Source organism: Rhodococcus sp. 14-2470-1b (assembly GCF_002259415.1).
Classification (GTDB): Bacteria; Actinomycetota; Actinomycetes; order Mycobacteriales; family Mycobacteriaceae; genus Rhodococcoides.
In genome coordinates this window covers 203,253-228,950 of record NZ_NPFY01000028.1, presented here as the reverse complement: position 1 = coordinate 228,950, position 25,698 = coordinate 203,253, and the positions used below count along the sequence as shown (strand labels likewise).

Below are 25,698 nucleotides of genomic sequence, written 5' to 3'. Positions count from 1 at the left end.
CTCTCGTTCGCCGAAGCACTAGTGTTGCATGACCCCGTTACAGAGGAGATCGAATGTCGGCAACAGTCAAGCGGCCCGCTCACCGTCCGTCGCGGCGGGGCGTCATAGTCTCCACCGCTTTCGAACTGTTCGCCGCCCGACCCGCTGATTCGATCACTGTCGCCGACATCGCGGCCGCCGCCGACATGACATCTGCGGCCATCTACTACCACTACCCTTCGCGTGAGGAAATTCTCCTGGAGGGCCTGCGGGAGTTCGCCGCCGACTACGTGAACGAAGTGGAACGCATCGCAACGGAGGTCGTGATTCCCGAGCGGCAAATGGGAGCACTCGTCGCGCCGTTCGTGAAGTGGCTCGGCGACAACCGAACAGCCGCAACGGTGTATTTCGTCGCCTCCCGCGGCGCCAGCCAGCAAGTGGAGGCGATTCGGCGCGAGAACGCGCTCGTTCTGATTCCCGCCCTGGCGGCAGCCGCGAAGAAGGTCAGAGGGAAAGTGCCGGCTGCAGAAGCAGGAGTCATCGCGGTGGCGACGATCTCCGAGATCGAGATTTTCGCGTCGGCGTTCCTGTCCGACGACCGATCCTTCACGACGCTGGGGCGTCGCCGTTTCATCGAAGAGGGCGCGCGTCTGGCGGACCGCATCGCCGGAACAACGAAGCCGACGGACTGACGTCTAGGCCAGGACCACACTTTCGCGGGATTCTCGCCACCCGTACCTGCGATATTCGGTCGGCGTCATGCCCTGGGTCTCGTGGAACACCTTCGTGAAGCCCGACGAGTGCGCATACCCGAGCAGGCGTGCGATCTCGCCGGCGGTGCGGCCCTCACCGAGATATCGGCGCGCCAGAGTCATTCGAACGTGCGACCGCCAACGCGGAAAAGTCTGCCCGACGGTCTGCACGAAACAGTCATGTAATGCCCGTGCGTCGATGCCGGCATCCTGTGCCCACTCGCACAGGTGCTTGTCTTCGGACGGTTTCTCGTGCACGGAGGCGACGGTTCGTGTTCACCACGCCTCGAATCCGGTCCTGCGCGGCGCCCACGAGCGCGGGCTCTGCGGATCTGCACGCGAGATCGATCAGTCTGTGCTCGTCGTGCATGACGGGACGAACCCGGCTGTAGTTGGCCACGACTGTGTGGAGAAGGTAGCTCTCGGATTCGAGGGGAAAGTGCACAACAGCGTCGAATCGACGCCCTGCGTCCGGCACTCGGCTGTCCCTCGACCCGAGCGGAAGCACGAGCGAACCGGGTTCGGTGTCGATTCGGTTGCGCACACCTGCCGGCAGGACAATCGCGTCTCCTCGGCGCAGCGTGACCACCCTCCCCCCGACCGTGAAGCGCGCCCTCCCCCGGTACACCCAGACGAGAACGTGAAAGTCGTTGACCCGCGGCCACGTCTCACCGCCGGGTACGTCAGGGGCCGGAGACATGGTGACGTCGGTAGCGAGCGACGTCGAGCACAACTTTCCGTCCGTGGCCCGAGACCGGACGAACACGCTCGGAGCGAGACCGGTGTGACGCCGAAACGCCCGGGTGAACCCTCCAGCCGTCGCGAAGCCCACCCGATTCGCTACCCACCCGATGTCGCGCCCCGACGCGAGATGCTCGACCGACACGGCAATACGTGCCGCGGCTCGCCAGTGCGACAAGGACAACCCGGTTTCGTCGACGAATTGTCGTTGCAGCGTCCTGGTTCCGACGTGAACGGAGCGAGCCAGCTCGGCGAGGTCCGCGTCGTGTTCCGGTGAGTCGACGAATCGTTTCGCGACGGCGAATGCCTCAGCCGACGTCGGCATCGGTGGCGCGCCGACAGTGTTGGCGGCTTCGTGAGCGGAAGCGGCGCCCGAGAGAAGTTCCGTGAGGCCGTCGGGTGTCGTTCTCACACCTCGCATGTATCCGAGAGATCTCGCGAACCTGTGAACCAACCAGTCATGCCACGTCTCTCGGACACTCAGTCGAACCACGTTCTCGATGGCAGGCACCTCGTCACGCGGTACGGCAATCGGAAAGACGATCGAGTGTGCCCCCACGTCGAGCTTGAATCTGTGTCCAGGGGGGACCAGAACCGCCTCGGCCGCAGCGAGAGTCAGAACACGCCCTCCGACGTGCACGTCGGCCTCGCCCGACAGAACCCAGAAGAGAACGGCCTCGCGCGCAGTCGTGAAGACGTGGGTGACGACAGGCGGTATCGAGGCGTCGACGCGGATCACCGGGTAGTTCGTCAATGCCGCTCCTGTTGCTCCGGTGTCCGCCGAGTGCAAGAAATTGGCACTTCGCGGCGACTCGACCCGTGCGACCAAGGATAGCCTTACTCGCCTTGCTCTACGTCACCGACCCCACTGATCGAAAGAAGAACAATGTCGCGCTCACGCGCCCTACGCCATGGATCGACGGTGGCAGCCGTCGCGCTCGCCGCGATCATCGTGCTCACATCGTGTTCCGGCGGCACCCCCGATTCCGTTCCGGTCGGTCTGCCCGCGTCCATGCCTCCCGCCGAGGGACACACCCAGTACCCAGTCACTTTGGAATCCCCCTGGGGATCAACGATTCTCGAACACCGGCCCACCCGCATCGCTGCGGTCGTCCCGAATGCGATCGACGCGGAGCTACTACTCGCCCTCGGCGTGACCCCGGTCTTGGCGTCGTCGATGATCAGCGACTCGTCGGCATATCTCGACGCGTACGGCGCCACTGACCTGACGACATACCCTTTCACCGTCGGCGGTAGCCTCCCCGTCGAGGCCGTGGCTGCCTCCGAACCCGATCTGATCGTGACCGTGGGATGGAACGCGGGGCTGGGTGGCGCCGACTTGGCCGGCTACTACAACCAACTCTCGGAGATCGCACCCGTTCTCACGAACGCTGAAGCGTCGTCATCGGTGATGATTCCGTGGCAGGAATCCATCGTGGACCTCGGAGAGGCGTTGGATCTACCCGGTGCCGCCGCCGCGGTGATCGACGAGCACGAAGCACGCTTCGAGACCGTGCGCGAGCAGAATCCGCAGTTCGCGGGACGGACTGCGACGTGGGCAATCTGGTACGGCACAGGAACCGGTCTGCAGTACTTCTCGCAACCGGAGTCTGCGCCCGAATCCTTCTTGCTCGAGCTCGGTTTCGCACCCAATCCGCTGGCCAAGCCTTTCGAGGCAGTCCGACAAGTCAGCGACGAACTGATGAGCTCGATCGACGCGGACGTCTTGATCCTCGGCCGCAGCAGCGCGAGTTCTGACGCCGAATACCAGCAGTTGGTCGAGAGTCCGCTGTTCAACACGCTGCAGTCGGTGTCGACTGGTCACTTCGCCCAGGTACCACCGCTCACTCCGGACGGTGGCGATGTGTTGTGGGCAGTGACGAGCGGCGGACCCATCGGGAACGCATGGGCCGCAGACCACATACTCCCGCTGGTGTCCGCCGCAGTCTGACTCGAAATCTTCTATCGGCCTGACGCGGAGGCCGTCTCCTCACCGCTCCGCGTCAGGTCGACCACCGCGTCGGGTCGCCATATACGGCTGCTTCCGTGCGTTACGACAACGAGACTGCACCTTTTTGCGATCAACGCATCTGCCACTGCGGCCTCTGTCGCGCCGTCCAGCGCGGACGTCGCCTCGTCGAGGACGAGCACGTCGGCATCCGCGAGCAACGCTCGCGCGATGTCGACACGCTGTCGCTCCCCACCCGACAACGCGCCGCCTGCGTTCCCGACGAATTGATGAATTCCGTTGTCACACCGGTCTATCACGTCCGACAACATCGCCATTCGTGCTGCGCGTTCCACTTCGGCATCCGACGCCTCGGGTCGAGCGAGACGAATGTTCGACGCCAACGTCCCGGTGAACACCACCGTGTTCTGCGACACGTAGGCGAACGACTGAGCAAGAGTGTGAAAAGCCATGTCCCCTAGATGCACGCCTCCGAGTGTGATCGAACCGGACCGCGGATCGTCGAAGCGCATCATCAGACCGAGCAGCGTGCTCTTGCCCGTTCCAGAACGGCCGCGCACCACGACACGAGTCCCCTCCGGTACCGACATGGTCACCGGATTCGTACCGGGTGCCACCGTCACGTTCACGATGTCCAACGAGTGACCGGTCGGACGCGGGTGGTCTGCCACGACCGGTTCCGGAAGCGAAGGTGCCGAGACCACCGATCGATAGTCAGCAACGGTGCTGCGTAGGTCACTTGTTCCGACACCCGCCGCCGCCAGTGAGTCGATCGGTGCGGACGCGCGGAGGGTCAACAGTATCGCTGCAAGAGATCCGACGGCCCCGGCGTCGACGACGACGAGGTACATCGCGACGCCGATCGTAGGCAACGCGGTAGCGAGCGCGGACACGAACGAGGCTCGTGCGGCTGCGGTCGTTGTCGCGTTCGTCGCGGTCTCCTGTTCGAGCCAGGACTGCTCGAGGCCGGCGACGGCACCCGTCGGGCCCGCAGTGGAGCGCAGAATCTCGAGATGATCGATCAGGGTCAGCACGGAAGCAGCGGCCGTGGAGTGCGCTCGATGCCGAACTGCATCGACGGCAGCGAGCCATCGCTGCGCAAACGCCTGCACCACGAACGCGACAGCCAACAAGCTGACGACGAACACCGCTGTCGTCCACCCGAGGACCACGCCGACGCCGAGCATCAGCAACGGTGGAACCAGCGGCGCGACGATGTAGGTCTGCATCTGATGTGCAGGGACGGCCATCAAAGTCGGGATAGATCGACTGGCGACCGTCGACACGAGCGCTCGGTTGCCGTCGGTGAACCAGGACAACTTCGCCCTGGCCAGAGCGGTACCCACACGGCTGTAGAGGTCGCCGGCGAGGCGCGCCCCGGTCAGATAACCCGCACGGGTCATGGCGATGGTGAGTGCGGTCGACGCCATTGCCGAGATGATCACCGTCCGAGGAGACCAGTCATGCACGATGGCCGCGGCCAGAAGGGAGTAGGCAGCGGCCTCGCCCACTGCGACGAGAATCCAGCCTCCACCGGCAGCGAGGAGGCGCCGTCTGATCGTCGGCGACGAGTCGGTTCTCATTCGGACACCACCTGTCGAGCACCGAGGTCGACGCGATCGTCGGCATGGTCGGCCAAGGCGAGGTCGTGCGTGACCAACACTATTGTTTTCCCTTCTCGGTGAGCCAGATTCCGAATGCTCGCGAACACCGCCCTGGCGGTCACCCCGTCGAGCGCACTGGTCGGTTCGTCCAACAGAATGACCTGGGCGCTGGTCAGGAACGCGTGTGCGAGACGAAGACGTTGCCGTTCACCGCCGGACAGTTCGTGCGCCGCGGTGTCGAGATCGACGTTCAACTGGGCGGACGCCAGAGCCCCGAGCAAGCACCCGTCCGGAGCGTCGGGGGCGGTCAGCCGCAGATCGGTGCGCACCGAGGTCTGCAGGACATCCGTGCCCTGCGGAACGTAGAAGACAGATCGGTGTCGGAACTGTTGAATCAACTTCCACACGTCGACTCCTCCAACAGTGACCGAGCCTGCATCCTGGACGTCGAACCCAGCGAGAACACGGAGCAGAGTCGATTTTCCCGAGCCGCTCGGACCGACTACGGCAGTCACAGCGGACTGCTCGAACGTGTGCGTCAGGCCGCCGAGGACGGCACGCTCCCCCGAGTTCACCGTGATTCCCTGCGCCCGTAGGGCTCCGCCGGTTCGCTGGTCGTCCCAGGTTGCACCGGATGGCAACGGGGTCTCGTCGAGGAGGTCTGCGAGCCGTCCACCGGCGGCTCGGCCGGCCCAGATGTAATCCAATCCGTGTTCGAGTCGCAGTGCCGGCGTCACGGCGGCAAGCCCGAAGAGGAGCAGCGCGGCCAACACTTCGGTGCCGCTGCCGAACCCGACTGCGTAGGCAACGGCATATGTCACTGTGGCCTGCAGGAGCGCTGACGCGAGCGCGGCCGGCGTCGCGACCTTGGACACCCATCCGACCATCCCGCGGGTGAATTGAACTGTAGCGACAGCGTATTCGGCGGCAGCACCGCCGCTGGCACCGTAGATGCGGTGCACGGAGATGCCGCGGGCGTAGTCGTCGACTGCGGTGGTTATCTGCGCCATGACACGCCCCTGCTCGGCGCTGTGGCGGTGGCCGAGCTTCGCGACCACGGTCGAATAGAAAAGCGCCGCAGCGACTCCGGGCAACAGCACCAGAACCGCTGTCGGCCCGGCGATGGATACGAGCGCGAAAACGGAGGCGACTGGAACCACGATCAGCGTCACTGTTTCGGACGGCGCATGCGCAACGAGGTGATGCAGTGCAGTGACATCGTCGGACACCAGTCGGCGGAGGCGATCTCCGTCGTATCGCGCAAGCGTTCGTGACGGTAACCGAACGAGATGCCGAGCGAGCCGTCGTCGCAAGGTTGCTGCGAATCTTGCCTCGGCGCAGTGCGAGAACCACGACGACGCTGCAGACAATCCCGCACCCGTCACGAGGAATGCGGCGACTACAGAGGCGCTCCACTGCGTCGGATTTCGGAGCAGCCAGACCATGCTCGTCAACGCAGCAACGGTCGCCAGACCCGCCGCGGCTGCACAGCCGACACCGAGCGTCGAATAGAGTGCCGACCGTCGCAACACCGATCCGACGGCTGGCGGAAGAAACCATTTCATGCACCAGAACGTTAGGAACTCGGACTGTCTCGTGGTTACCCGCGGAGGCCGACTGTTTGCACTGACCTTGCTGCTATCGCGACGAGCTTGCGTCGCCGAACCCAGACGATCGACGAATTGTGTGGTGGGCGCAGAGGGGTTCGAACCCCCGACCGCTGGTGTGTAAAACCAGAGCTCTACCGCTGAGCTATACGCCCGGATTCCGATGACCGAGCCACCGGAACACGGAGAAAAACTTATCCTGTCCGCCGGGAATCTACAATTCCGCAGGTCAGCCCACGTGAGTGGAAATGTCGGCTATCGCCTACATTTCCACTCACGTACGGACTGTGCCGAGGGCTGTCTCCCAAGCGGTCTGGTCACGCGCTTCGCCGGGCTCTTTCATCTCGGCGAAGCGAATGATGCCGTCGGTGTCGATGACGAAGGTTCCGCGGTTGGCGAAGCCTGCTTTGTCGTTGAACACCCCGTAGGCCTGTGCGACGGAACCGTGTGGCCAGAAGTCGGACAGCAGGGGAAATGTGTACCCCTGTTCTGCTGCCCAGATCTTGTGCGTCGGCGGTGGACCGACCGAGATGGCAAGGATCGCGGTGTCGTCGTTCTCGAACTTGGGCAGTTCGTCGCGAACCTTGCACAGCTCGCCCTGGCACGTGCCGGTGAAGGCGAGTGGATAGAACACGAGCAGCACGTTCTTGTCGCCTCGGTACGAGGACAACGTGACGTCCTGATTGTTCTGATCCTTGAGGGTGAAGTCCGGCGCCTCCGCGCCCACCTCGAGTGGCATGGAATCAAACTTCCTTGTCGACGGATCGTTAGCGCTTGACCGCGCGAGTCTTCGGCTGCACCAACCTGCTGCCGATCCAGTCACCGAGGTTGGCGGCCGACGTCTGAGTCAGTCCCGCCGTGGGGGCGGACTCGGCGATCTCGCTGGGCTCGACGTGGCCGGGGAGGCCGGTCTTGGGGCTGAGGACCCAGACGAATCCGTCGTCGGACAACGGACCGATGGCGTCCATCAGTGCATCGACCAGATCACCGTCGCCGTCGCGCCACCACAGCAGCACCACGTCGATGACTTCGTCGGAGTCCTCGTCGAGGGTTTCACCGCCGATGGTGTCCTCTACGTCGGCCCGCAGATCGTCGTCTGTGTCCTCGTCCCAGCCCAGCTCCTGAACGACCAAGTCGCGGGTGATTCCAAGTTTCTGAGCGTAGTTCTGAGCGTCCGCCGCGGCGACCACGGTGGTGACCTCCTTGCATAGTGGGTGAAGTAGTGCAAGCGAACAGTGTTTCTCCCGTTCGCGCAAGCTGACCGCGCCGAAATTGCGTACATAAATTTCTACTGGTGGGTATTGGGACTCCGTACTACGCCGGTGAAACATATGTAGGAGGATTGAGCAGAGTCACCGAGAAACCGAGAAGTAGCTCGCCGTCACAGAGCGCGAGTTGCATGGACCGGCCGCCGCACCGAGCGACCGCCACATGGAGGAGTACACACGTTGTCCGAGTTGAACCAGGACGATCGGCAGAGCACACAATCTGCAGGCAAGACGAGCGGGCCCACCGGCTCGGAGGGTCGGGTACGCGTCATCCGGGAGGGTGTCGCCTCGTATCTGCCCGACATCGACAATGACGAGACCAACGAATGGATCGAATCGTTCGACGGCCTCCTCGAACGGTCGGGACCGAACCGCGCGCGCTACCTGATGCTGCGGCTGCTCGAACGCGCAGGAGAACGCCGTGTTGCACTGCCGTCCTTGACTTCGACCGACTACGTCAACACCATCCCCACTGAGAACGAGCCATGGTTCCCCGGCGACGAAGAGGTCGAGCGCCGCTACCGCGCGTGGATCCGCTGGAACGCCGCGATCATGGTGCACCGCGCTCAGCGCCCCGGCGTCGGCGTCGGCGGCCACATCTCGACCTACGCGTCCTCGGCCGCCCTGTACGAGGTCGGCTTCAACCACTTCTTCCGCGGCAAGGACCACCCCGGCGGCGGCGACCACATCTTCATCCAGGGCCACGCCTCCCCCGGCATCTACGCCCGTGCGTTCCTCGAAGGTCGCATTCCGGCCGAGCGGATGGACGGATTTCGTCAGGAAGCAAGCCACGAGACGCAGGGCGGCGGCTTGCCGTCCTACCCGCATCCGCGTCTGATGCAGGACTTCTGGGAGTTCCCGACGGTGTCGATGGGCCTCGGTCCGATGAACGCCATCTACCAGGCGCGTTTCAACCACTACTTGAACGACCGCGGCATCAAGGACACCTCGGACCAGCACGTCTGGGCATTCCTGGGCGACGGCGAGATGGACGAGCCGGAATCGCGCGGCCTCGCTCACGTCGCCGCGACCGAGGGCTTGGACAACCTCACGTTCGTGGTCAACTGCAACCTGCAGCGCCTCGACGGCCCGGTCCGCGGTAACGGCAAGATCATCCAGGAACTGGAGTCGTTCTTCCGCGGCGCAGGCTGGAACGTCATCAAGGTCGTCTGGGGCCGCGAGTGGGATGCACTGCTGCACGCTGACCGCGACGGCGCCCTGGTCAACCTGATGAACACGACGCCGGACGGCGACTTCCAGACGTACAAGGCCAACGACGGTGGCTACGTGCGCGATCACTTCTTCGGCCGCGACCCGCGGACCAAGGAGCTCGTCAAGGACTTGTCCGACGGCGACATCTGGAACCTCAAGCGCGGTGGTCACGACTATCGCAAGGTCCACGCTGCGTACGCCGCTGCGATGGCACACAAGGGCCAGCCGACGGTCATCCTGGCGCACACCATCAAGGGCTACACGCTCGGCAAGCACTTCGAGGGTCGTAACGCCACGCACCAGATGAAGAAGCTGACGCTCGACGACCTCAAGACCTTCCGCGATCTGCAGCACATCCCGATCTCCGACGAGGAGCTCGAGAAGGATCCCTACATGCCGCCGTACTACCACCCCGGTGCGGATGCTCCCGAGATCCAGTACATGCTCGATCGCCGCAACAAGCTCGGCGGGTTCGTCCCGGAGCGTCGGGTCAGCCCCAAGCCGCTTCCGCAGCCGGGCGATGCCACCTACAAGACGCTGCTCAAGGGCTCCGGCAAGCAGGAAGTCGCCACCACGATGGCGCTCGTGCGCGTCATGAAGGAGCTACTGCGTGACAAGGAGATCGGCCACCGCATCGTGCCGATCATCCCGGACGAGGCGCGCACGTTCGGTATGGACTCCTGGTTCCCGTCGCTGAAGATCTACAACCGCAACGGCCAGCTGTACACGTCGGTCGACTCGGAACTGATGCTCGCCTACAAGGAGAGCTCGGTCGGTCAGATCCTGCACGAGGGCATCAACGAGGCCGGCTCGACGTCGTCGTTCACGGCAGTCGGAACGTCGTACGCGACGCACGGCGAGGTCATGATCCCGCTGTACATCTTCTACTCGATGTTCGGCTTCCAGCGGACCGGTGACGGCCTGTGGGCGGCGGCGGACCAGATGGCACGCGGCTTCGTCCTCGGCGCCACTGCAGGACGTACGACGCTCACCGGTGAGGGTCTGCAGCACGCGGACGGTCACTCGCTGCTGTTGGCTTCGACCAACCCGGCCGCGGTCGCCTACGATCCGGCGTTCTCCTTCGAGATCGCGCACATCGTCAAGGACGGTCTGCGACGGATGTACGGCGGCACCGAAGGTGTGGACGGCTTCGGCGGCGAGAACATCTTCTACTACATCACTCTGTACAACGAGCCGTACGTGCAGCCGGCCGAGCCGGAGAACCTCGACGTCGAGGGCCTCTTGAAGGGCATCTACCGGTTCGAGGCTCCGCAGGACGGCGACGGACCCGAGGCACAGCTCCTCGCGTCGGGCGTGGGTCTCGTGTCGGCGCGCAAGGCTCGTGAGCTTCTGCTCGACGAGTGGGGCGTCCGGTCGGCGGTCTGGTCGGTGACGTCGTGGGGCGAGCTCCGCCGCGACGGTGTCGAAGCCGAGCAGGAAGCACTTCGCAATCCCGGTGCGGACAAGCGCGTCCCGTTCGTGACGACAGCTCTGCAGAATGCTGCCGGACCGGTCGTCGCGGCGTCGGATTGGATGCGGGCCGTTCCGGATCAGATCCGCCAGTGGGTTCCGGGCGACTACGTCACCCTGGGCACCGACGGATTCGGATTTTCGGACACGCGTCCCGCGGCTCGACGGGTGTTCAACGTCGACGCCGAGTCCATCGTCGTTGCGACGTTGTCCGCCCTCGCGGCCTCGGGTGAGATCGACAAGTCCAAGGCTGTCGAGGCTGCAGAGAAGTACAAGATCGACGACGTGACGGCGGCTCCCACGTCGTTCGCGGACACCGGCTCGGCGTAACGACCGACCGGAGACCACCAGTGCGCCCGTCCATTCGTACCGCTTCCCCGCGGACGAGTGGACGGGCGTAGGTTTTTCCTGTGGTCGCAGACAGAACGCCGACCGGCGCCGGTGACACACCGCCCGGAGTCGGCGACAGAACGGCATCCGCCGCCGGGGAGGAATACATCACCGACAACGAGGTGCATCTGCCGGTGACGGCGTTGACGTCGGCCCGCCAGAAGCGCGACCCCCTTCCCGACGCGTTGCTGCGGCGCGTGAAGCAGTTCTCGGGACGGCTTTCCACCGAGGCCGTGACCGCGATGCAGGATCAGCTGCCGTTCTTCGGCGGTCTCGACGCTGCCCAGCGTGCGAGTGTGCAGCTGCTGATTCAGACGGCGGTGGACAACTTCCTGGAGTGGCTGAAGAATCCGCAGAGCGACATCCGCTTCAGTCTCGACGCGTTCCAGGTCATCCCGCAGGATCTGGCCCGACGGTTGACGCTTCGCCAGACGGTGGACATGGTGCGGGTCGCGATGGAGTTCTTCGAGCAGTGGCTTCCTGCGTTGGCTCGAAACGATCAGCAGCTCGTCGCGCTGACGGAGGCTGTCCTGCGGTACGGACGCGAGCTCGGTTTCGCCGCGGCGTCGGTGTATGCGAGCGCCGCCGAGTCCAGAGGCGCATGGGACACGCGCTTGGAAGCCCTCGTCGTCGACGCCGTGGTGCGGGGCGACACGGGCTCGGACATGCTCTCGCGTGCCGCGACGCTCAACTGGGACGCGACTGCTCCGGCGACGGTCCTGGTCGGTACTCCACCGGACGATCAAGGGGTGTCGGTCGTCGGCACCGTTCACGCCGTCGCGCAGAAGCACGGTCGTGCGGCGTTGGCGGTGGTGCAGGGCACTCGGTTGGTGATGGTGGTCAGCGGCCAGCTCGTGGACGACTCCGCGAGCGCGGCGTTTCTGGCGGACATGTTGGAGAACTTCTCCGACGGCCCGGTCGTCATCGGGCCCACGACGAGGACTCTGGGCGCCGCGCATTCCAGCGCGGTGGAGGCGTTCGCCGGCATGCAGGCGGTTGCGGGGTGGCGCGGTGCGCCCCGTCCGGTGCACGCGGGCGAGCTTCTGCCGGAGCGCGCACTGTTGGGTGACTCGGCTGCCATCAGCGCGCTGAACGACCTCATCGTGCACCCGCTGTCGAGCGCGGGCCCTGGCCTTGCCGACACATTGGACGCCTACCTCGACAGCGGGGGCGCTGTCGAGACTTGTGCACGTTTGCTGTTTGTTCATCCAAATACGGTGCGGTATCGCTTGAAGAAAATCACAGAAGTCACGGGCCGCGATCCCACGACTCCGAGGGATGCGTACGTGCTTCGAGTCGCGGCAACGGTGGGCAGACTGACTCAAACCCATCACGAACCGCACTATCCAGCCCCACAAATCCCACACGTCACATTCGGGGAAATCGTCACGTAACGCGAACACGGACCGTGGCGATGTCGCGACTCCGGCCGAGCATTTGTTGGGACCCTACAAATTGGGCGGTAAGAGTTCATCGAGAGCGACATCTCCCAAACGGGTAGTCACGGTGTTCTCTTAACGATGTGATTGCGTTGCTTGCGCCCGGTCAGGGCTCCCAGACACCCGGCATGCTTCTGCCATGGCTCGAACTACCCGGGGCCGCCGACCGCGTGGCCTTGTGGTCCAAGGCGTCCGGACTCGACCTGGCACGGCTCGGTACCACCGCGACGGCCGAGGAGATCACCGATACGTCGGTGACCCAGCCGCTCGTCGTCGCGGCTGCTCTTCTCGCGTTCGAGGAGATCGCCGGCCAGGACCTGCTCCCGCAGGACGCGCTCATCGCCGGACACTCCGTGGGTGAGCTCGCAGCCGCCGCCGTCGCCGGCGTCATCTCCGCCGACGAAGCCGTCACCCTCGCTGCCGTGCGTGGGTCCGAGATGGCCAAGGCGTGCGCTCTGGAGCCGACGGGCATGTCCGCTGTGCTCGGTGGAGACGAGGCCGCTGTGCTCGCTCGCCTGGAGGAGCTGGGACTCGAACCCGCCAACATCAATGCTGCCGGGCAGATCGTTGCAGCCGGGTTGCACAGCGCGCTGGAGGAATTGGCTGCCAATCCGCCGGAGAAGGCACGGGTCCGCTCGCTCCCCGTGGCCGGTGCTTTCCACACCCGCTTCATGGCGCCCGCGCAGGAAGCGGTCGCCGCTGCTGCTGCCGCGATCACCCCGTCCGACCCGGTCCGCACCCTGCTGTCGAATTCCGACGGCAAGGCGGTCACCAACGGTGCGGACGCACTCACCAAGCTCGCAGCACAGGTCACCAAGCCTGTGCGGTGGGACCTCTGCACCGCAACGATGCGTGACGCCGCCGTCACGGCTGTGGCAGAGTTGCCGCCGGCCGGAACGCTCGTCGGTATCGCCAAGCGCGAACTGAAGGGCACACCGAACCTGGGCCTCAAGACACCCGAGGACATCGCCAAACTGGCGGACCTGATCTGACCGCACCCGCGGCCGCCGATGACAGGCAGCCTCGCCGCGCACTCGCTCGATGAACGCACGAGTGCGCACCCATGACTTCGGTATGCCGATTCACGGCGTGCCGACCCGAAAAAGATAGACACCAACAAGAAGGGAGCCACTCAAGTGGCCAGCCAGGAAGACCTCATCGCCGGACTTGCAGAGATCATCGAGGAGGTCACGGGTATCGAGCCCTCCGAGGTGACCATCGACAAGTCCTTCGTGGACGACCTCGACATCGACTCCCTGTCCATGGTCGAGATCGCAGTGCAGACCGAGGACAAGTACGGCGTGAAGATCCCCGACGAGGACCTCGCCGGTCTTCGCACCGTCGGTGACGCAGTGTCGTACATCCAGAAGCTCGAAGCGGAGAACCCGGAAGCCGCAGAGGCAATCAAGGCCAAGCTCGACGACTCCGCGAGCGAGTGAGTCGGACCGTGACCAACCCATCCACCAACAACGGACGCTTCCCGAGTGTCGTCGTCACCAGCCTCGCTGCGACCACGTCCATCGCCGGTGATGTGGACGCAACGTGGAAGGGTCTACTGAACGGCGAGAGCGGAATCGGAGTGCTCGAAGACGATTTCGTCGCCGAGTACGACCTTCCCGTTCGCATCGGCGGACACCTCGCGGTGAACCCGGCGACGCTTCTGAGCCGAGTCGAATGCCGCAGGCTGAGCTACGTGGAGCAGTTGTCCACGGTTCTCGGTCGCGAGGTGTGGAAGAACGCCGGCAGCCCCGAGGTCGATCCGCTCCGTCTCGGAGTGTCGATCGGCACCGGTCTGGGCGGCGGTGACTCCCTCATCGACGCAAACGACAAGATGAAGTCGGGCGGCTACCGCAAGGTCTCTCCCCTCGCGGTTCAGATGGTCATGCCGAACGGACCCGCAGCGGTCGTCGGCCTGGAGCTGAAGGCACAGGCAGGCGTCATCACGCCTGTGTCGGCATGCTCCTCCGGATCGGAAGCCATCGCGCATGCGTGGCGGATGATCGTCATGGGTGACGCCGACATGGTGGTCACCGGTGGCGTCGAGGGATACATCGACGCGGTGCCGATCGCGAGTTTCTCCATGATGCGAGCGATGAGCACCAACAACGACAACCCCAAGGGCGCGTCGCGACCGTTCGACAAGGATCGCGACGGATTCGTCTTCGGCGAGGCAGGCGCACTCATGGTCATCGAGACCGAGGAGCACGCCAAGGCTCGTGGAGCGACGATTCACGCCCGGCTGCTCGGCGCAGGCATCACTTCGGACGGTTTCCACCTCGTGGCACCCGACCCGGAGGGCAAGGGTGCTGCTCGTGCCATGCAGCGGGCAATCGAGAACGCTGGTCTGCAGAAGTCCGACATCAAGCACGTGAACGCGCACGCAACGGCAACACCTATCGGTGACACCGCCGAAGCGCTCGCGATCAACAAGGCAGTCGGTACCCATGCAGCGGTGTACGCGCCGAAGTCCGCTCTCGGACACTCGATCGGCGCTGTCGGCGCCCTCGAATCGGTGCTGACCGTTCTCTCGGTCCGCGAGGGAATCATTCCTCCCACGCTGAACCTGGATAACCAGGATCCAGAAATCGATCTCGACGTGGTCAAGGGTGAAGCCCGCAGCGTCGAAATCGATTACGCGATCAACAACTCGTTCGGATTCGGTGGGCACAACGTCGCGCTCGCCTTCGGTCGGGCCTGAACCGGCTCGACACCGTCGTAGCACCCGGGCGGGAGCGGACTCTCGCTCCCGTCCGGGGATCGCCCCTTCGACCGTGCGAGGGGCATGTAGAAGGAGAACGCGATGACCATCCTGTCCCCCGCCACTCGCTCAGGTCAGTCCACCGACCCCCGCGATCCTGTTACCCGCCTCGAGAAGCTGTTCGACGCCGGGACGATGACTCCTCTGCACGATCGTGACAAGTCGGGTCTTCTCGCCGCTGCAGGCGATATCGACGGCGTCCACACGATCGCCTACTGCTCCGACGCCACGGTCATGGGTGGCGCTATGGGTGTCGACGGTTGCGCACACATCGTCGACGCCATCGACGTCGCCATCGAACGCCGCGCGCCGATCGTCGGAATCTGGCATTCCGGCGGTGCCCGCCTTGCCGAGGGCGTCGAAGCGCTGCACGCCGTCGGCCTCGTGTTCGAGGCGATGGTCCGCGCTTCCGGCCTCGTCCCACAGATTTCCGTCGTTCTCGGTTTCGCAGCCGGTGGCGCCGCGTACGGTCCAGCGTTGACCGACGTCGTCATCATGGCTCCCGAGGGACGCGTGTTCGTCACCGGTCCCGACGTCGTTCGCAGCGTCACCGGCGAGCAGGTCGACATGGCTTCGCTCGGCGGCCCGGATACCCACTTCAAGAAGTCGGGCGTGTGCCACATCGTCGCCGACGACGAACTGGATGCACTGACCCGCGCACGCCGGCTCGTATCGATGTTCAGTGAGCAGGGCACCTTCGACATCGCGGCAGCCGAACACGGTGACACCGATCTTCGCGCACTGATGCCCGAGTCGAATCGTCGTGCCTACGACGTACATCCGATCATCGACGAGCTTCTGGACAACGTCGAGGGTGAGTCGACCTTCGAGGAATTTCAAGGCGGATGGGCCCGCAGCATCGTCGTCGGCCTCGGTCGTCTCAGTGGACGTACCGTCGGCGTGATCGCCAACAACCCGATCCGGCTGGGCGGGTGCCTCAACTCCGAAAGCGCCGAGAAGGCAGCACGTTTCGTTCGCTTGTGCGACGCCTTCGGCATCCCGCTCGTCGTGATCGTCGACGTTCCCGGTTACCTGCCGGGTGTGAGCATGGAATGGGAAGGCGTCGTACGCCGGGGCGCGAAGCTTCTCCATGCCTTCGCCGAAGCGAAGGTCGCTCGGGTGACGCTGGTGACCCGCAAGATCTACGGCGGGGCCTACATCGCCATGAACGCACGAGCATTGGGTGCGACGGCGGTCTACGCGTGGCCCGGATCGGAGGTCGCGGTCATGGGCGCCAAGGCGGCCGTGGGCATTCTGCACAAGAAGGCGCTCGCGGCTGCGCCCGACACCGAGCGTGACGCGCTGCACGACCGTTTGACGGTCGAACACGAGGCCATTGCCGGCGGTGTCGATCGAGCGGTAGCCATCGGCGTCGTGGACGAGGTCATCGATCCCGCGAAGACACGCTCCATCGTCGCGAAGGCTCTGTCCTCGGCACCGGCACTACGCGGAGATCACAAGAACATTCCGCTCTGATCAGGGCGAACAGCACTGTGCCCCGGCAACTTCGGTCGCCGGGGCACAGTCTTTCGTTCGACCGACTCGGTCAGCCCTCGAGCCACTTGTGCGACTGCGCGATTCGCATGACGACCTGACGGACGTCGAGGATCTGTTCGGCAGTCAGTCCGCGGTTCGCACGCAACAGACCTTCGGTCAGTTCGGCCGAGAACTCCTGCAGCGACAGAACGTCGCACACGACGTCGTCGTACTCCGTCGTTTCCGCATTGGGGACAACCGCAGGAACCGCTGCACGAGTTACCGGCTTCGGCGAATCGATGATCTGAACCTGGGCGGCCTTCAGGCCGCGGTCGCCTTCCTCGACGACGTACTCGACGCGCACGCCGGGCGCCAGCAGGCGCTTGTCGAAATCCAGATCGTTGACGTGGATGAACACATCCTCGCCGCCCTCGTCCGGAGCAACGAATCCGTAACCCTTGAATTCGTCGAATCGGATGACCTTACCGGTCGACAACATCCCAACCACCCTGTCTCACTACTCAGCCACACGTACCAACCCACATGCCCACCTCGGACACGGTCGTCACGTTACCGGACGTGCGACGGCCGGTGCGGTGAGTCGGTCAGCCGGCGTTACGGCTCAACCAGGTCACTTCGGCGCCTGCGCCGCCCGTTCGATAGGGCTCGAGGGCCTCGTCCCAGCTGCTGCCGAGGGCGTGTTCGATTTCGGCAGCAAGGTTGCCGGAATTGCCGTCGATCATCGACTTGAGCCTCATCTCGCCGAGGATGACGTCGCCGTTGGCGCTCGTCGTCCCACGCCACAGCCCCAGTCCGGGAACGTGGGCGAATCGTTCACCGTCGACGCCGTCGCTCGGGTCCTCGGTCACCTCGAAGCGCAGCATCTGCCACGCACGAAGAATCCCCGCGAGTGAGGCGGCGGTACCGACCGGGCCGACCCAGTTGCTCGTCGCGCGCAGCTGTCCGTCCGAGGACGGCTGCGCGGACCACTTCAGGTTGGCCCTGCAGTTGAGGGCGTCGGACAGTGCCCATTCCACGTGCGGGCACAACGCGGCAGGCGACGAGTGGATGTACACGACACCCGACGTCGCATCCGCGAATTGGTTGGACTCGCGCATTAGAAACACCTCCAGCTTCGACGAGGGACGTCTTCCCCAACGACCTCGATCTGCTGCGATGTGTCTCGTACACGCGTGTGCATGTACCAGTGTGCCCCGAGTTACCCCTGTTGCGCCAGTGCACCGGCGTGTCGCGATGGACTAGCGGGGGTTGTTGTGCAGAATCTCGTCCGACAACTCCGGCCAGAGCGGCTTGGCCCACTCCCCGAACGCAAGGTCGGTGAGTACCACCGTTGCCAGACCTGCATCCGGGTCCACCCACAGGAACGTTCCGGACTGACCGAAGTGTCCGAACGTTCGTGGCGAGTTCGCAGCCCCGGTCCAGTGCGGCGTTTTGCCGTCCCGTAGCTCGAATCCGAGTCCCCAGTCGTTGGGTTTCTGATTGCCGTATCCCGGCAGGACTCCAGACAGCCCGTCGAACTGGACAGACGTTGCGGCGTCGAGCGTGCCCTCGGACACGAGCGTCGGCGCGAGCAGTTCGGTAGCGAACGCCTCGAGATCGTGCGCCGACGACCGAGCGCCGTGCCCGGGCGATCCCGGCAGCGTCGAATCGGTCATCCCCAGGGGCTGGAACACCGCCTCGTCCAGGTAGTCCGTGAACGCGATCGACGTCTCGGCCGCAATGGTGTCCGCGAGAACCTCGAAGCCCGCGCTGGAGTAGATCCGCTTGGTCCCCGGATCCGCTTGCACCTTCTCCTCGGCGAACGCGAGGCCGGAGGTGTGCGCGAGTAGATGGCGCACCGTCGAGCCAGTGGGACCGGCAGGCAAATCCAGCGAGATGGCCTCTTCTTCGAGGGCGATCAATGCCGCGTACGCCACCAGGAGCTTCGTCACCGACGCCAACTCGTAGACCCGGTTCTGGTCGCCGTAGTGTTCCCGAGGCCCTGCCGTGGACACCACCGTCGCCGACGCATTGTCCACTGGCCACCCTGCAATCAAGTCCAGACTCTGCACGGGGGCAACTCTAGTGTGCAGCCGGCCCGTCCCTGACTGCGCTCTCAGTACTGCGTGCAGGTGTCGAACACGGTGCGAACGAATCCCGAGCCCGGACCGCCGAAGAATGCGTTGACGCGATCGACCACGGCCGGCTGCGACGAGAGGAAGATCTGACGCTGCCACGGCGGCGCGGCCAGGAACGCGGCGAAGGACGACGAGAGCGGCGACGAAGCCAGGGCTGCGCCTTCTTCCGGGCTCACTGCGTACGTCGCGGCCACGATCTGCGAGAACGAGCACGGCGAGTTGACGATGGTGTCGGAGGGAGCAGCACTGGCCACCGAACCGAACACCAGCGATCCTGCGGCGACGGCGCCCAGGACTGCTGTACCTCTGATCGTTGCTGTGCGAAAGTCCATGAGGGTCCCCAGACGTGTAGTGCATGTGGTGGTCGACAGATCCGCCGACAGGACGAACGATACCGCCCGGTGGGGTATCGCGTTCAGGTTAAGCTCGGCCGGGGCAGGCTGACTGTTCTGGGCCTGACCGGGACGATGGGAGAACGAGATGACGGTCGAGTTCGGGACGTGCAATCTGTGCGAGGCGATGTGCGGTCTCGAGTTCACGGTCGAAGACAACGCCGTCACCTCGATTCGCGGTGACAAGAAGGACCCGTTGTCCCGCGGTCATATCTGCCCGAAGGCATTGTCGCTGATCGACCTGCATGCCGATCCCGACCGGTTGATCAAGCCGGTACGCCGCACCGATTCGGGGTGGCAGGAAATCGAATGGGACGAGGCCTACCGCATCGTCGTCGACGGCCTGGTGTCCACGCGCCGGGATCACGGCGCCAACGCGGTCGGGATCTACCAGGGCAATCCGAACGTGCACAGTCTCGGCGCGATGACCCACGGTATTCCGTTCACGTCGATGCTGCGGACCCGCAACAGGTACTCGGCGACGTCGCTGGATCAGCTCCCCCACCAATTGGTCAATCACCTCATGTACGGGCATCAACTCGTACTCCCCATCCCGGACATCGACCGGACGGATTTCTTTCTGGTTCTCGGGGGCAACCCGATGGCGTCGAACGGATCGATGATGACCGTTCCGGATTTCGCGCAGCGTGTTCGAGACTTGAAAGCCCGCGGGGGGACACTCGTCGTGGTCGATCCGCGTCGAACCGAAACTGCTGACGTCGCCGACGAGCATCATTTCGTACGTCCCGGCACCGACGCGTTGTTACTGCTCGCACTCGTCAACGTCGTTCTCGAGACAGGCGCGACCCGCGTTGCCGACTACGTCGACGGGGTGTCCGAGATCGCTTCTCTCGTACGAGATTTCACACCGGAAGCCGTCGCTCCCGTCGTCGGCATGGCGGCTGAGGCCATCAACGATCTGGCAAACCGTTTCGCCGGCGCCGAGTCTGCCGTCGCATACGGACGGATGGGCGTGTCCACGCAGAAGTTCGGGACCGTGTGTCAGTGGGCAATTCAGGTCCTCAACATCGTCACCGGCAACCTGGACCGCGTGGGCGGGGCGCTTCTGACGGATCCCGCAATCGATCTGGTGGAGCGAAAGATCGTGGGGCGCGGCCACTTCGACAAGTGGCGCTCACGGGTGCGTGACCTGCCCGAATTCGCAGGTGAGTTCCCCAGTTCCACACTTGTCGACGAGATGACGACTCCCGGAGACGGCCGTATCCGTGCAATGGCGGTGTTCTCCGGCAACCCGGTGCTGTCGATGCCCGGTGGCGACACTCTCGACCGGGCCTTCGCCGATCTGGACTTCATGGTGTCGTTCGATTTCTACATCAACGAGACCTCGCGTCACGCCGACGTGATCCTTCCTCCGACGATGTCGTTGGAACGCGATCACTACGATCTGATCTTCTCCACCTTCGCGGTACGCAACACGGCCAAGTTCATGCCCGCGGTGTTGCCGAAGAAACCCGGCGCGAAGGCGGACTGGGAGATTTTCCGCGACCTGGGCATCCGGTATCAAGCGGCGCTGGCACAGTCTCCGGTGGATCGTGTTCGACGACGCCTGTCTCCGAAATCGATTGTGGCCGAAGCACGTCTACGCCTCTCGCCGCGTCGAACGGTGGATGTACTGCTGCGCAGCGGAAGGAAGGGACTGTCGGTCCGGGCCTTGTCCAAGTCCCCTCACGGCACCGACCTCGGCCCGTTGAGGCCCGGGCTCCCGGCCAAACTGCGTACCCGCGACAAGCGCATTCAGCTGGTTCAGGATGTCGTCGTGGGCGATCTGCCTGCCGTGCACGACATGTTGACGACGGCGTCCGTGCCCGCGGACGGTCAGTTGCTCATGATCGGCCGACGGCACCTACGTAGCAACAATTCTTGGATGCACAACACCGCTCGACTGACGAAGGGCAAGCCACGGCACCAGCTGCTCGCCCATCCCGACGACCTGCACGCACGAGGGATCGACGACGGGGCGCTCGTGTCGGTCACATCCGCAGCAGGCTCGGTCAGCATCGAAGTGCTCGCATCGGATCGCATGATGCCCGGAGTGGTCAGCATGCCCCACGGCTTCGGCCACCAGCGCGCAGGAGTCGAACTGTCCGTGGCATCGACCGTGAAGGGTCCGAGCGTCAACGACATCACCGACCCCCAGCAGGTCGACGCGGTCTCGGCCAACGCAGTTCTGAACGGTATCCCGGTCACCATCGCAGCTGTGTGATTGTTGTAGCATTCGTAACCGCTCGCCTCGCGCGAGATGGGGCGGTAGCTCAGTCGGTTAGAGCCGTGGACTCATAATCCATTGGTCGCGGGTTCGAGCCCCGCCCGCCCCACACAATCACTTCACGGCACCACGGTCACCGGCCATCGCCCGGCTTTGACCAATCGCACGGCGACGGATCCGAACATTCGATGGCCTGCGTGCTCGGAGGCGCCGACGACGATGGCGTCGGCGCGTAATTCGTCGGCGACGGAGACGAGGCCGTTGAAGGGGTCACCGGTCGCGGTGCGGAACTCCCACCGGATCGAATCGGAGTCGCGGCTCGATTTCTGTATGTAGGCGAGAAGTTCGTCGGCGATCTCCTTCCCGGTTTCGACAAGGGAGATTCCCGCTTGACCCCATGCGGCGGTTGCGAGGGGTTGGACGTAGACCAGAACGAGCAGCGAGCCTTGCCTGCGCGAAAGTCCGGCGGCGTAGGCCGCGGCGCGCCAGGCTGAATCGGAGCCGTCGATCCCGGCAAGGATGACCTTGGGTCCGTCCACTCCGTACTCGAAGACAGAGGAATCGGGGGTATGTGCTGAGTCGTCCACTACTGCAGATTACTCAGCCTCACGATTTGTTCGGACACTCCTGCCGGCTCCGCTACCGGCCGCGGAAATCTTGATACCGACTCCGCGATCGACCTGCGTATCTACGCTGGGTGCGGGTCGGTCCTTCCACGAGAGGTGAACCACATGTCCGTGCTTTCTCGCTGTGCCGCGGTAGGCGTGTCCTGTGTCGCGTTCGCCGGCCTCTCCCCTGCTCTGGCCGGTGCGACACCTCCCTCAGGGGTCACGGCGGAAACTTTGGCTCATGTCTCGTTCCCGCTGATAGCCGGCAGCGCAGAGCTCGCAGGCACGGACTTCACGGCACGCAGAATAATCATCGCACCGGGCGGAACGACCGGATGGCATTATCACGACGGTCCGGTGTATGCGTACGTCGAATCCGGCGTTCTGACAAGGACTTTGCACGACTGCACGAGGGTGTCGACGCCAGCGGGGCAAGTTGTTGCCGAAGAGGTCGACGCAAGCCATGTCCACCAGGGCGCCAACCTTGGCGCCGTCCCGGTGGTTCTGTACGCTGCCTACATCGAGCCTCCGGGCAAACCGTTTGCCGAGGATGCGCCGGCGCCCCTGTGCGCCGGGTGATCGATCGACTCTGACCACTCGGTATCCTTGACGGTCGAATGCAGCTTCTCGAGTCCAGGGCAGCGACACCAGACCCTGTGCGATATCCGCACACCCCGATCGGAGTGTTCATGACCGGTGATTTACACGCCAACGGAATCGCGTCCACCGATCCGGCGACCGTGTTCGCGGCTCTCGCGGACATCGTGTATCGCGGTACCAGCGCCGACGAGGTGTATTCGGCCATCTGTGTTGCTGCGACGCTGTTGGTGGACGGGTGCGACCACGCGAGTTTGATGGTCGTTCAGCGGGGTCAGCCGATCACGGTGGGCGCCTCCGATCAGGTGGCGCGGACTGTGGACGACATCGAGCGCGCCACCGGCGAAGGTCCGTGCTTGGACGCGATCGAGCAGGAGTCCGCTCAGATCGAACCCGATTTCCTGTCGCCGACGCAGTGGCCCGCGCTCGCGCGAGGCGTGGTGACGCGCACTCCGGTCCGCGGAGCAATGGGTTTTCGATTGCTGCTCGGCACCAAGAAGGTGGGCGCGCTCAATCTGTTCAGTGACACCCCCGGCGCATTCGACGGTACGGTCGCGGATCGCGCCATCGTGATCTCGGCGTTCGCCGCGGTGACGGTGTCGGCGATCGCGAGCGGCGAGGAAGCGAGCACACTCCGTGCCGGGTTGGAGAGCAACCGTGAGATCGGCAAGGCGATCGGTCTTCTGATGGCGACGCACGACGTCAGCGACGATCAGGCGTTCGAGATGCTGCGCAAGACGTCGCAGGACATGAACGTGAAGATTGCTGCGCTTGCGCGATCGGTGATCGAATCGCACAAACGCAGCCTCCCCTAGTAGCGGTTACTCACTCCGGACGGGTGGCCCTGGCGCATCGACGCGCTTGGGTAGAGCGAAGACGAGCAGCAGTGCCGCGACACCGAACGCTGCACTGACGGCCATCGCGACGGACGCGGCGTGCATGAATCCGCTGGCCACAGTGTCGGGGCCGGTGATCGTCAGCGATCCGAAGAGCACACTGCCGATCACCGCGATGCCGACGGCACTGCCGATGCGCTGCATCGTCGAGATCACGCCGCTGGCCGCTCCCGCATCTTGACGGTCGACCGTCGCGACGATGAACTGCGCGTTCGGTGCGATGAAGGCGCCGTTGCCGAGTCCGCCGATGAGCAACGGAAGCAGCAGCTTCCAGTTGGTGAGGTCCGCCGCATCGGTTGTGGCGAGAACGATCCAGATCCAGATCAGACCGATGGCGACGAACGACGTCCCGAGCAGCAGCACCGTGCGCCCGAGGCGTTGTGTGAGCCTGTTGCTCTGCGACGACGCGATGATGCTTCCGATCGCGAACGGAAGCATGACTGCTCCCGACGACAGCGCGGAGTTGCCCAGACCTGTTTGCCAAAGCAGTGACAGTGTGAAGAAGATGCTGGTGAACGACGCGAAGTACACAAGTGCCAGGATGGTGCCACCGGTGAAAGCGGGGTGGGTGAAGAGTTTGGGCGGCACCAGCGGGTTGAGTCCGCGCCGTGTGTATCGGACTTCCCATACGGCGAACGCAGCGATCAACAGCGCGCCTGCGACGAGCGTCAGATACGTCCACAGTGGCCAGCCCTGGTCCTGGCCTTCGATCAGCGGTACGAGCAGCGCGACGAGACCAGCGGTGACGAGAACGAGGCCGACCCAGTCGATTCCGGATTGCGGCGTGGTCTCCGTATCGGATCGCTTCGGCAGCAGAACCGCGGCGGCGATCAGTCCGACGATGCCGATGGGCAGGTTGACCCAGAACACTCCGCGCCAACCGTTCTCGTTTCCGAACGCCTCGATGATGAGACCGCCCGCTATGGGACCGAGCGCGGTGGAGACGCCGATGACTGCGCCCATGATCGCAAATGCCTTGCCCCGCACCTGCCCTGGGAACAGCAGCTGGATGAACGCGGTCACGGCGGGGACGAAGATGCCACCCGCCAGTCCCTGGGCGATACGAGCAACGACGAGTTGAATGTCGTTCTGAGCCAACCCACATGCGAAGCTGGCCACGGTGAACAGTGCCAACCCGGCGAAGAACACCCATTTGTGACCGATTCGGTCGCCTACTTTTCCGGCCGGGATGAGCGCAAGCCCGAACGCCAAGGCGTACCCGGAGATGATCCAGGACAGCGTTGCTTCGGACGCGTCGAGGCTGGTTTCGATGGTCGGCAGTGCGACGTTGACGATGGTGGTGTCGAGCAGCGCCATGAACATTCCGAGCAGCAGCACCACCAGCGCCTGCCATGAGCGGCGTGGCACCACCGCGGCCGGTGCCGAGGCTCGTGAGTTGATTTCGGTCATGATGTGGAAGAGCCCTTCGATCGGTGTGATGGCGGTGGCTGGTGTGGGGGCGGAAAGTGTGTTCGTGCACGTTCCTCGGCGACGACGTCGGGCAAGGCGTCGACGAGGCTTTCGTGCCAGTCGATTTCGGCGTGCAGGCGCTTTTCGCGATGTTCCAGAGCGAACATCTCGGCCCGCGACAAGTACGGCCGCGCCCGTGCATTTGCTTCTCGGGCGGTGCGCAGCAGTTCTTTCAGCATCGCGATGCGGCTTGTGACGATGCGGGGAAGCTCGTCGAGACGATCGGGGTCGAGCCTGCTGAGGGCCAGGTCGAACGGATCGGGTCGCAGCACGTACTCGGTCAGTCCGTCGAGTCTGAGTTCACTCAGTGCGACGCGGCCGGCCTCGGTGATGCCGTACACCTGGCGAGCCGGAAAGTTGCCTTCCTGCTCGGTGCGCACATCGGAAATCAGCCCCTCGGCATGCAACCGCTTCAGCGCGCCGTACAGCCCGCCGACGGAGATGTCGGTCCACATGTGGACGTGTTCTTCTTCGGCGAGCAACTTGAGGTGGTGGCCGTGCATCTCACCTCGCTGGGCAAGGGACCCCAGAATGAACAGGCGGATGGACGACACAGAACTACTCTCGCAGGAGTACTCGTGCGTGTCAAAGCCGCTACCAGCGGAAATATCCCATTCGTCGGATTCGTTCGGATCCAATCCAGCCGACTTCACGTCGCGCACCGGGAAGCCGTGAGGACATCGTCACATCGGCCTAACCGTCAGG

Annotated in this window: 24 protein-coding genes and 2 tRNA genes; 12 read left to right on the top strand and 14 right to left on the bottom strand. The window is 64.4% G+C overall.

Going from position 1 to position 25,698, the window contains the following annotated elements; translation table 11 throughout:
- The first annotated feature begins 53 nt into the window (after positions 1 to 53).
- On the top strand, positions 54 to 671 hold the full coding sequence (locus CH293_RS21215; protein WP_094721404.1) for a TetR/AcrR family transcriptional regulator: 618 nt from the start codon (positions 54 to 56) through the stop codon (positions 669 to 671).
- A 3-nt stretch (positions 672 to 674) separates the two neighbouring features.
- Here the strand turns inward: CH293_RS21215 and CH293_RS21210 are convergent, their stop codons facing one another.
- Complete coding sequence (locus tag CH293_RS21210) at positions 675 to 902, bottom strand: helix-turn-helix domain-containing protein (RefSeq protein WP_255122944.1); 228 nt, start codon at positions 900 to 902, stop codon at positions 675 to 677.
- Between the two features lie 7 nt (positions 903 to 909).
- The gene (locus CH293_RS21205; RefSeq protein ID WP_141217205.1) at positions 910 to 2,226 is read right to left on the bottom strand and encodes a helix-turn-helix domain-containing protein; all 1,317 of its coding nucleotides are present in this window, start codon (positions 2,224 to 2,226) and stop codon (positions 910 to 912) included.
- A gap of 132 nt (positions 2,227 to 2,358) precedes the next feature.
- On the opposite strand from CH293_RS21205, the gene CH293_RS21200 reads away from it, so the two are divergent.
- Positions 2,359 to 3,423, top strand: coding sequence for an ABC transporter substrate-binding protein (locus CH293_RS21200; RefSeq protein ID WP_094721401.1), 1,065 nt, complete (start codon positions 2,359 to 2,361; stop codon positions 3,421 to 3,423).
- 11 nt (positions 3,424 to 3,434) lie between these two features.
- Here CH293_RS21200 and CH293_RS21195 read toward each other — a convergent pair whose 3' ends face one another.
- From CH293_RS21195 to CH293_RS21175, 5 genes are all read right to left on the bottom strand, one after another.
- Entirely contained in the window at positions 3,435 to 5,024 is a 1,590-nt protein-coding gene (locus tag CH293_RS21195) for an ABC transporter ATP-binding protein (RefSeq protein WP_094721400.1), read from the bottom strand.
- A complete protein-coding gene (locus CH293_RS21190) occupies positions 5,021 to 6,610 on the bottom strand; it encodes an ABC transporter ATP-binding protein (RefSeq protein ID WP_094721399.1) in 1,590 nt (529 codons plus the stop codon). The genes CH293_RS21195 and CH293_RS21190 overlap by 4 nt, the downstream gene beginning before the upstream one ends.
- A 122-nt stretch (positions 6,611 to 6,732) precedes the next feature.
- Positions 6,733 to 6,807 (bottom strand) — tRNA-Val (locus tag CH293_RS21185).
- A 119-nt stretch (positions 6,808 to 6,926) separates the two neighbouring features.
- The gene (locus CH293_RS21180) at positions 6,927 to 7,391 is read right to left on the bottom strand and encodes a peroxiredoxin (RefSeq protein ID WP_037110928.1); all 465 of its coding nucleotides are present in this window, start codon (positions 7,389 to 7,391) and stop codon (positions 6,927 to 6,929) included.
- Between the two features lie 28 nt (positions 7,392 to 7,419).
- Positions 7,420 to 7,842, bottom strand: coding sequence for a DUF3052 domain-containing protein (locus CH293_RS21175; protein WP_026348189.1), 423 nt, complete (start codon positions 7,840 to 7,842; stop codon positions 7,420 to 7,422).
- A gap of 267 nt (positions 7,843 to 8,109) precedes the next feature.
- On the opposite strand from CH293_RS21175, the gene aceE reads away from it, so the two are divergent.
- The 6 genes from aceE (at position 8,110) to CH293_RS21145 (ending at position 16,665) form a co-directional block, all read left to right on the top strand.
- Positions 8,110 to 10,932 (top strand): pyruvate dehydrogenase (acetyl-transferring), homodimeric type, encoded by a 2,823-nt coding sequence (aceE, locus tag CH293_RS21170; protein ID WP_255122948.1) that lies wholly within the window; start codon positions 8,110 to 8,112, stop codon positions 10,930 to 10,932.
- 182 nt (positions 10,933 to 11,114) lie between these two features.
- Complete coding sequence (locus tag CH293_RS21165; protein WP_170945312.1) at positions 11,115 to 12,386, top strand: CdaR family transcriptional regulator; 1,272 nt, start codon at positions 11,115 to 11,117, stop codon at positions 12,384 to 12,386.
- Positions 12,387 to 12,514: 128 nt separating this feature from the next.
- On the top strand, positions 12,515 to 13,423 hold the full coding sequence (locus CH293_RS21160) for an ACP S-malonyltransferase (RefSeq protein WP_020111582.1): 909 nt from the start codon (positions 12,515 to 12,517) through the stop codon (positions 13,421 to 13,423).
- Between the two features lie 144 nt (positions 13,424 to 13,567).
- Positions 13,568 to 13,870 carry a meromycolate extension acyl carrier protein AcpM gene (acpM, locus tag CH293_RS21155; RefSeq protein ID WP_019667431.1) on the top strand — a complete coding sequence of 101 codons (303 nt, stop codon included), beginning with the start codon at positions 13,568 to 13,570 and terminating at the stop codon, positions 13,868 to 13,870.
- Positions 13,871 to 13,878: 8 nt separating this feature from the next.
- Entirely contained in the window at positions 13,879 to 15,129 is a 1,251-nt protein-coding gene (locus CH293_RS21150; RefSeq protein WP_094721425.1) for a KasA/KasB family beta-ketoacyl-ACP synthase, read from the top strand.
- Positions 15,130 to 15,231: 102 nt separating this feature from the next.
- Entirely contained in the window at positions 15,232 to 16,665 is a 1,434-nt protein-coding gene (locus CH293_RS21145) for an acyl-CoA carboxylase subunit beta (RefSeq protein WP_037110925.1), read from the top strand.
- A 70-nt stretch (positions 16,666 to 16,735) separates the two neighbouring features.
- Here CH293_RS21145 and CH293_RS21140 read toward each other — a convergent pair whose 3' ends face one another.
- From CH293_RS21140 to CH293_RS21125, 4 genes are all read right to left on the bottom strand, one after another.
- On the bottom strand, positions 16,736 to 17,164 hold the full coding sequence (locus CH293_RS21140) for a cold-shock protein (RefSeq protein WP_019667434.1): 429 nt from the start codon (positions 17,162 to 17,164) through the stop codon (positions 16,736 to 16,738).
- 106 nt (positions 17,165 to 17,270) lie between these two features.
- Positions 17,271 to 17,783 carry a DUF3145 domain-containing protein gene (locus CH293_RS21135; protein WP_019667435.1) on the bottom strand — a complete coding sequence of 171 codons (513 nt, stop codon included), beginning with the start codon at positions 17,781 to 17,783 and terminating at the stop codon, positions 17,271 to 17,273.
- A 141-nt stretch (positions 17,784 to 17,924) separates the two neighbouring features.
- Positions 17,925 to 18,737, bottom strand: a complete 813-nt coding sequence (locus CH293_RS21130; RefSeq protein ID WP_037110922.1) for a serine hydrolase — start codon at positions 18,735 to 18,737, stop codon at positions 17,925 to 17,927.
- A gap of 44 nt (positions 18,738 to 18,781) precedes the next feature.
- Positions 18,782 to 19,135 (bottom strand): hemophore-related protein, encoded by a 354-nt coding sequence (locus CH293_RS21125; protein WP_019667437.1) that lies wholly within the window; start codon positions 19,133 to 19,135, stop codon positions 18,782 to 18,784.
- Positions 19,136 to 19,283: 148 nt separating this feature from the next.
- On the opposite strand from CH293_RS21125, the gene CH293_RS21120 reads away from it, so the two are divergent.
- Positions 19,284 to 21,419, top strand: coding sequence for a molybdopterin-dependent oxidoreductase (locus CH293_RS21120; RefSeq protein ID WP_094721397.1), 2,136 nt, complete (start codon positions 19,284 to 19,286; stop codon positions 21,417 to 21,419).
- 38 nt (positions 21,420 to 21,457) lie between these two features.
- Positions 21,458 to 21,531, top strand: a tRNA-Ile gene (locus tag CH293_RS21115).
- A 10-nt stretch (positions 21,532 to 21,541) separates the two neighbouring features.
- Here the strand turns inward: CH293_RS21115 and CH293_RS21110 are convergent.
- Positions 21,542 to 22,009, bottom strand: a complete 468-nt coding sequence (locus CH293_RS21110; protein WP_037110910.1) for a universal stress protein — start codon at positions 22,007 to 22,009, stop codon at positions 21,542 to 21,544.
- A 144-nt stretch (positions 22,010 to 22,153) separates the two neighbouring features.
- Between CH293_RS21110 and CH293_RS21105 the strand changes: the two genes are divergently transcribed.
- Positions 22,154 to 22,609 carry a cupin domain-containing protein gene (locus tag CH293_RS21105; protein ID WP_037110908.1) on the top strand — a complete coding sequence of 152 codons (456 nt, stop codon included), beginning with the start codon at positions 22,154 to 22,156 and terminating at the stop codon, positions 22,607 to 22,609.
- 110 nt (positions 22,610 to 22,719) lie between these two features.
- On the top strand, positions 22,720 to 23,442 hold the full coding sequence (locus CH293_RS21100; RefSeq protein WP_176460079.1) for a GAF and ANTAR domain-containing protein: 723 nt from the start codon (positions 22,720 to 22,722) through the stop codon (positions 23,440 to 23,442).
- Positions 23,443 to 23,448: 6 nt separating this feature from the next.
- On the opposite strand, the gene CH293_RS21095 is transcribed toward CH293_RS21100, so the two are convergent.
- Together CH293_RS21095 and CH293_RS21090 are read right to left on the bottom strand one after the other, a co-directional pair.
- Positions 23,449 to 24,933, bottom strand: a complete 1,485-nt coding sequence (locus CH293_RS21095) for a DHA2 family efflux MFS transporter permease subunit (protein WP_094721395.1) — start codon at positions 24,931 to 24,933, stop codon at positions 23,449 to 23,451.
- Positions 24,930 to 25,547 (bottom strand): PadR family transcriptional regulator, encoded by a 618-nt coding sequence (locus CH293_RS21090; protein WP_255122943.1) that lies wholly within the window; start codon positions 25,545 to 25,547, stop codon positions 24,930 to 24,932. The genes CH293_RS21095 and CH293_RS21090 overlap by 4 nt, the downstream gene beginning before the upstream one ends.
- Between the last annotated feature and the right edge of the window lie 151 nt (positions 25,548 to 25,698).

Coding starts and splice junctions, on each gene's coding strand:
- CH293_RS21135 (WP_019667435.1), bottom strand. CDS start 17,783: ATGCGCGAGTCCAACCAATTCGCGGATGCGACGTCGGGTGTCGTGTAC.
- CH293_RS21095 (WP_094721395.1), bottom strand. CDS start 24,933: ATGACCGAAATCAACTCACGAGCCTCGGCACCGGCCGCGGTGGTGCCA.
- CH293_RS21180 (WP_037110928.1), bottom strand. CDS start 7,391: ATGCCACTCGAGGTGGGCGCGGAGGCGCCGGACTTCACCCTCAAGGAT.
- CH293_RS21105 (WP_037110908.1), top strand. CDS start 22,154: ATGTCCGTGCTTTCTCGCTGTGCCGCGGTAGGCGTGTCCTGTGTCGCG.
- CH293_RS21195 (WP_094721400.1), bottom strand. CDS start 5,024: ATGAGAACCGACTCGTCGCCGACGATCAGACGGCGCCTCCTCGCTGCC.
- CH293_RS21200 (WP_094721401.1), top strand. CDS start 2,359: ATGTCGCGCTCACGCGCCCTACGCCATGGATCGACGGTGGCAGCCGTC.
- CH293_RS21190 (WP_094721399.1), bottom strand. CDS start 6,610: ATGAAATGGTTTCTTCCGCCAGCCGTCGGATCGGTGTTGCGACGGTCG.
- CH293_RS21215 (WP_094721404.1), top strand. CDS start 54: ATGTCGGCAACAGTCAAGCGGCCCGCTCACCGTCCGTCGCGGCGGGGC.
- CH293_RS21125 (WP_019667437.1), bottom strand. CDS start 19,135: ATGGACTTTCGCACAGCAACGATCAGAGGTACAGCAGTCCTGGGCGCC.
- CH293_RS21100 (WP_176460079.1), top strand. CDS start 22,720: ATGACCGGTGATTTACACGCCAACGGAATCGCGTCCACCGATCCGGCG.
- CH293_RS21120 (WP_094721397.1), top strand. CDS start 19,284: ATGACGGTCGAGTTCGGGACGTGCAATCTGTGCGAGGCGATGTGCGGT.
- CH293_RS21145 (WP_037110925.1), top strand. CDS start 15,232: ATGACCATCCTGTCCCCCGCCACTCGCTCAGGTCAGTCCACCGACCCC.
- CH293_RS21140 (WP_019667434.1), bottom strand. CDS start 17,164: ATGTTGTCGACCGGTAAGGTCATCCGATTCGACGAATTCAAGGGTTAC.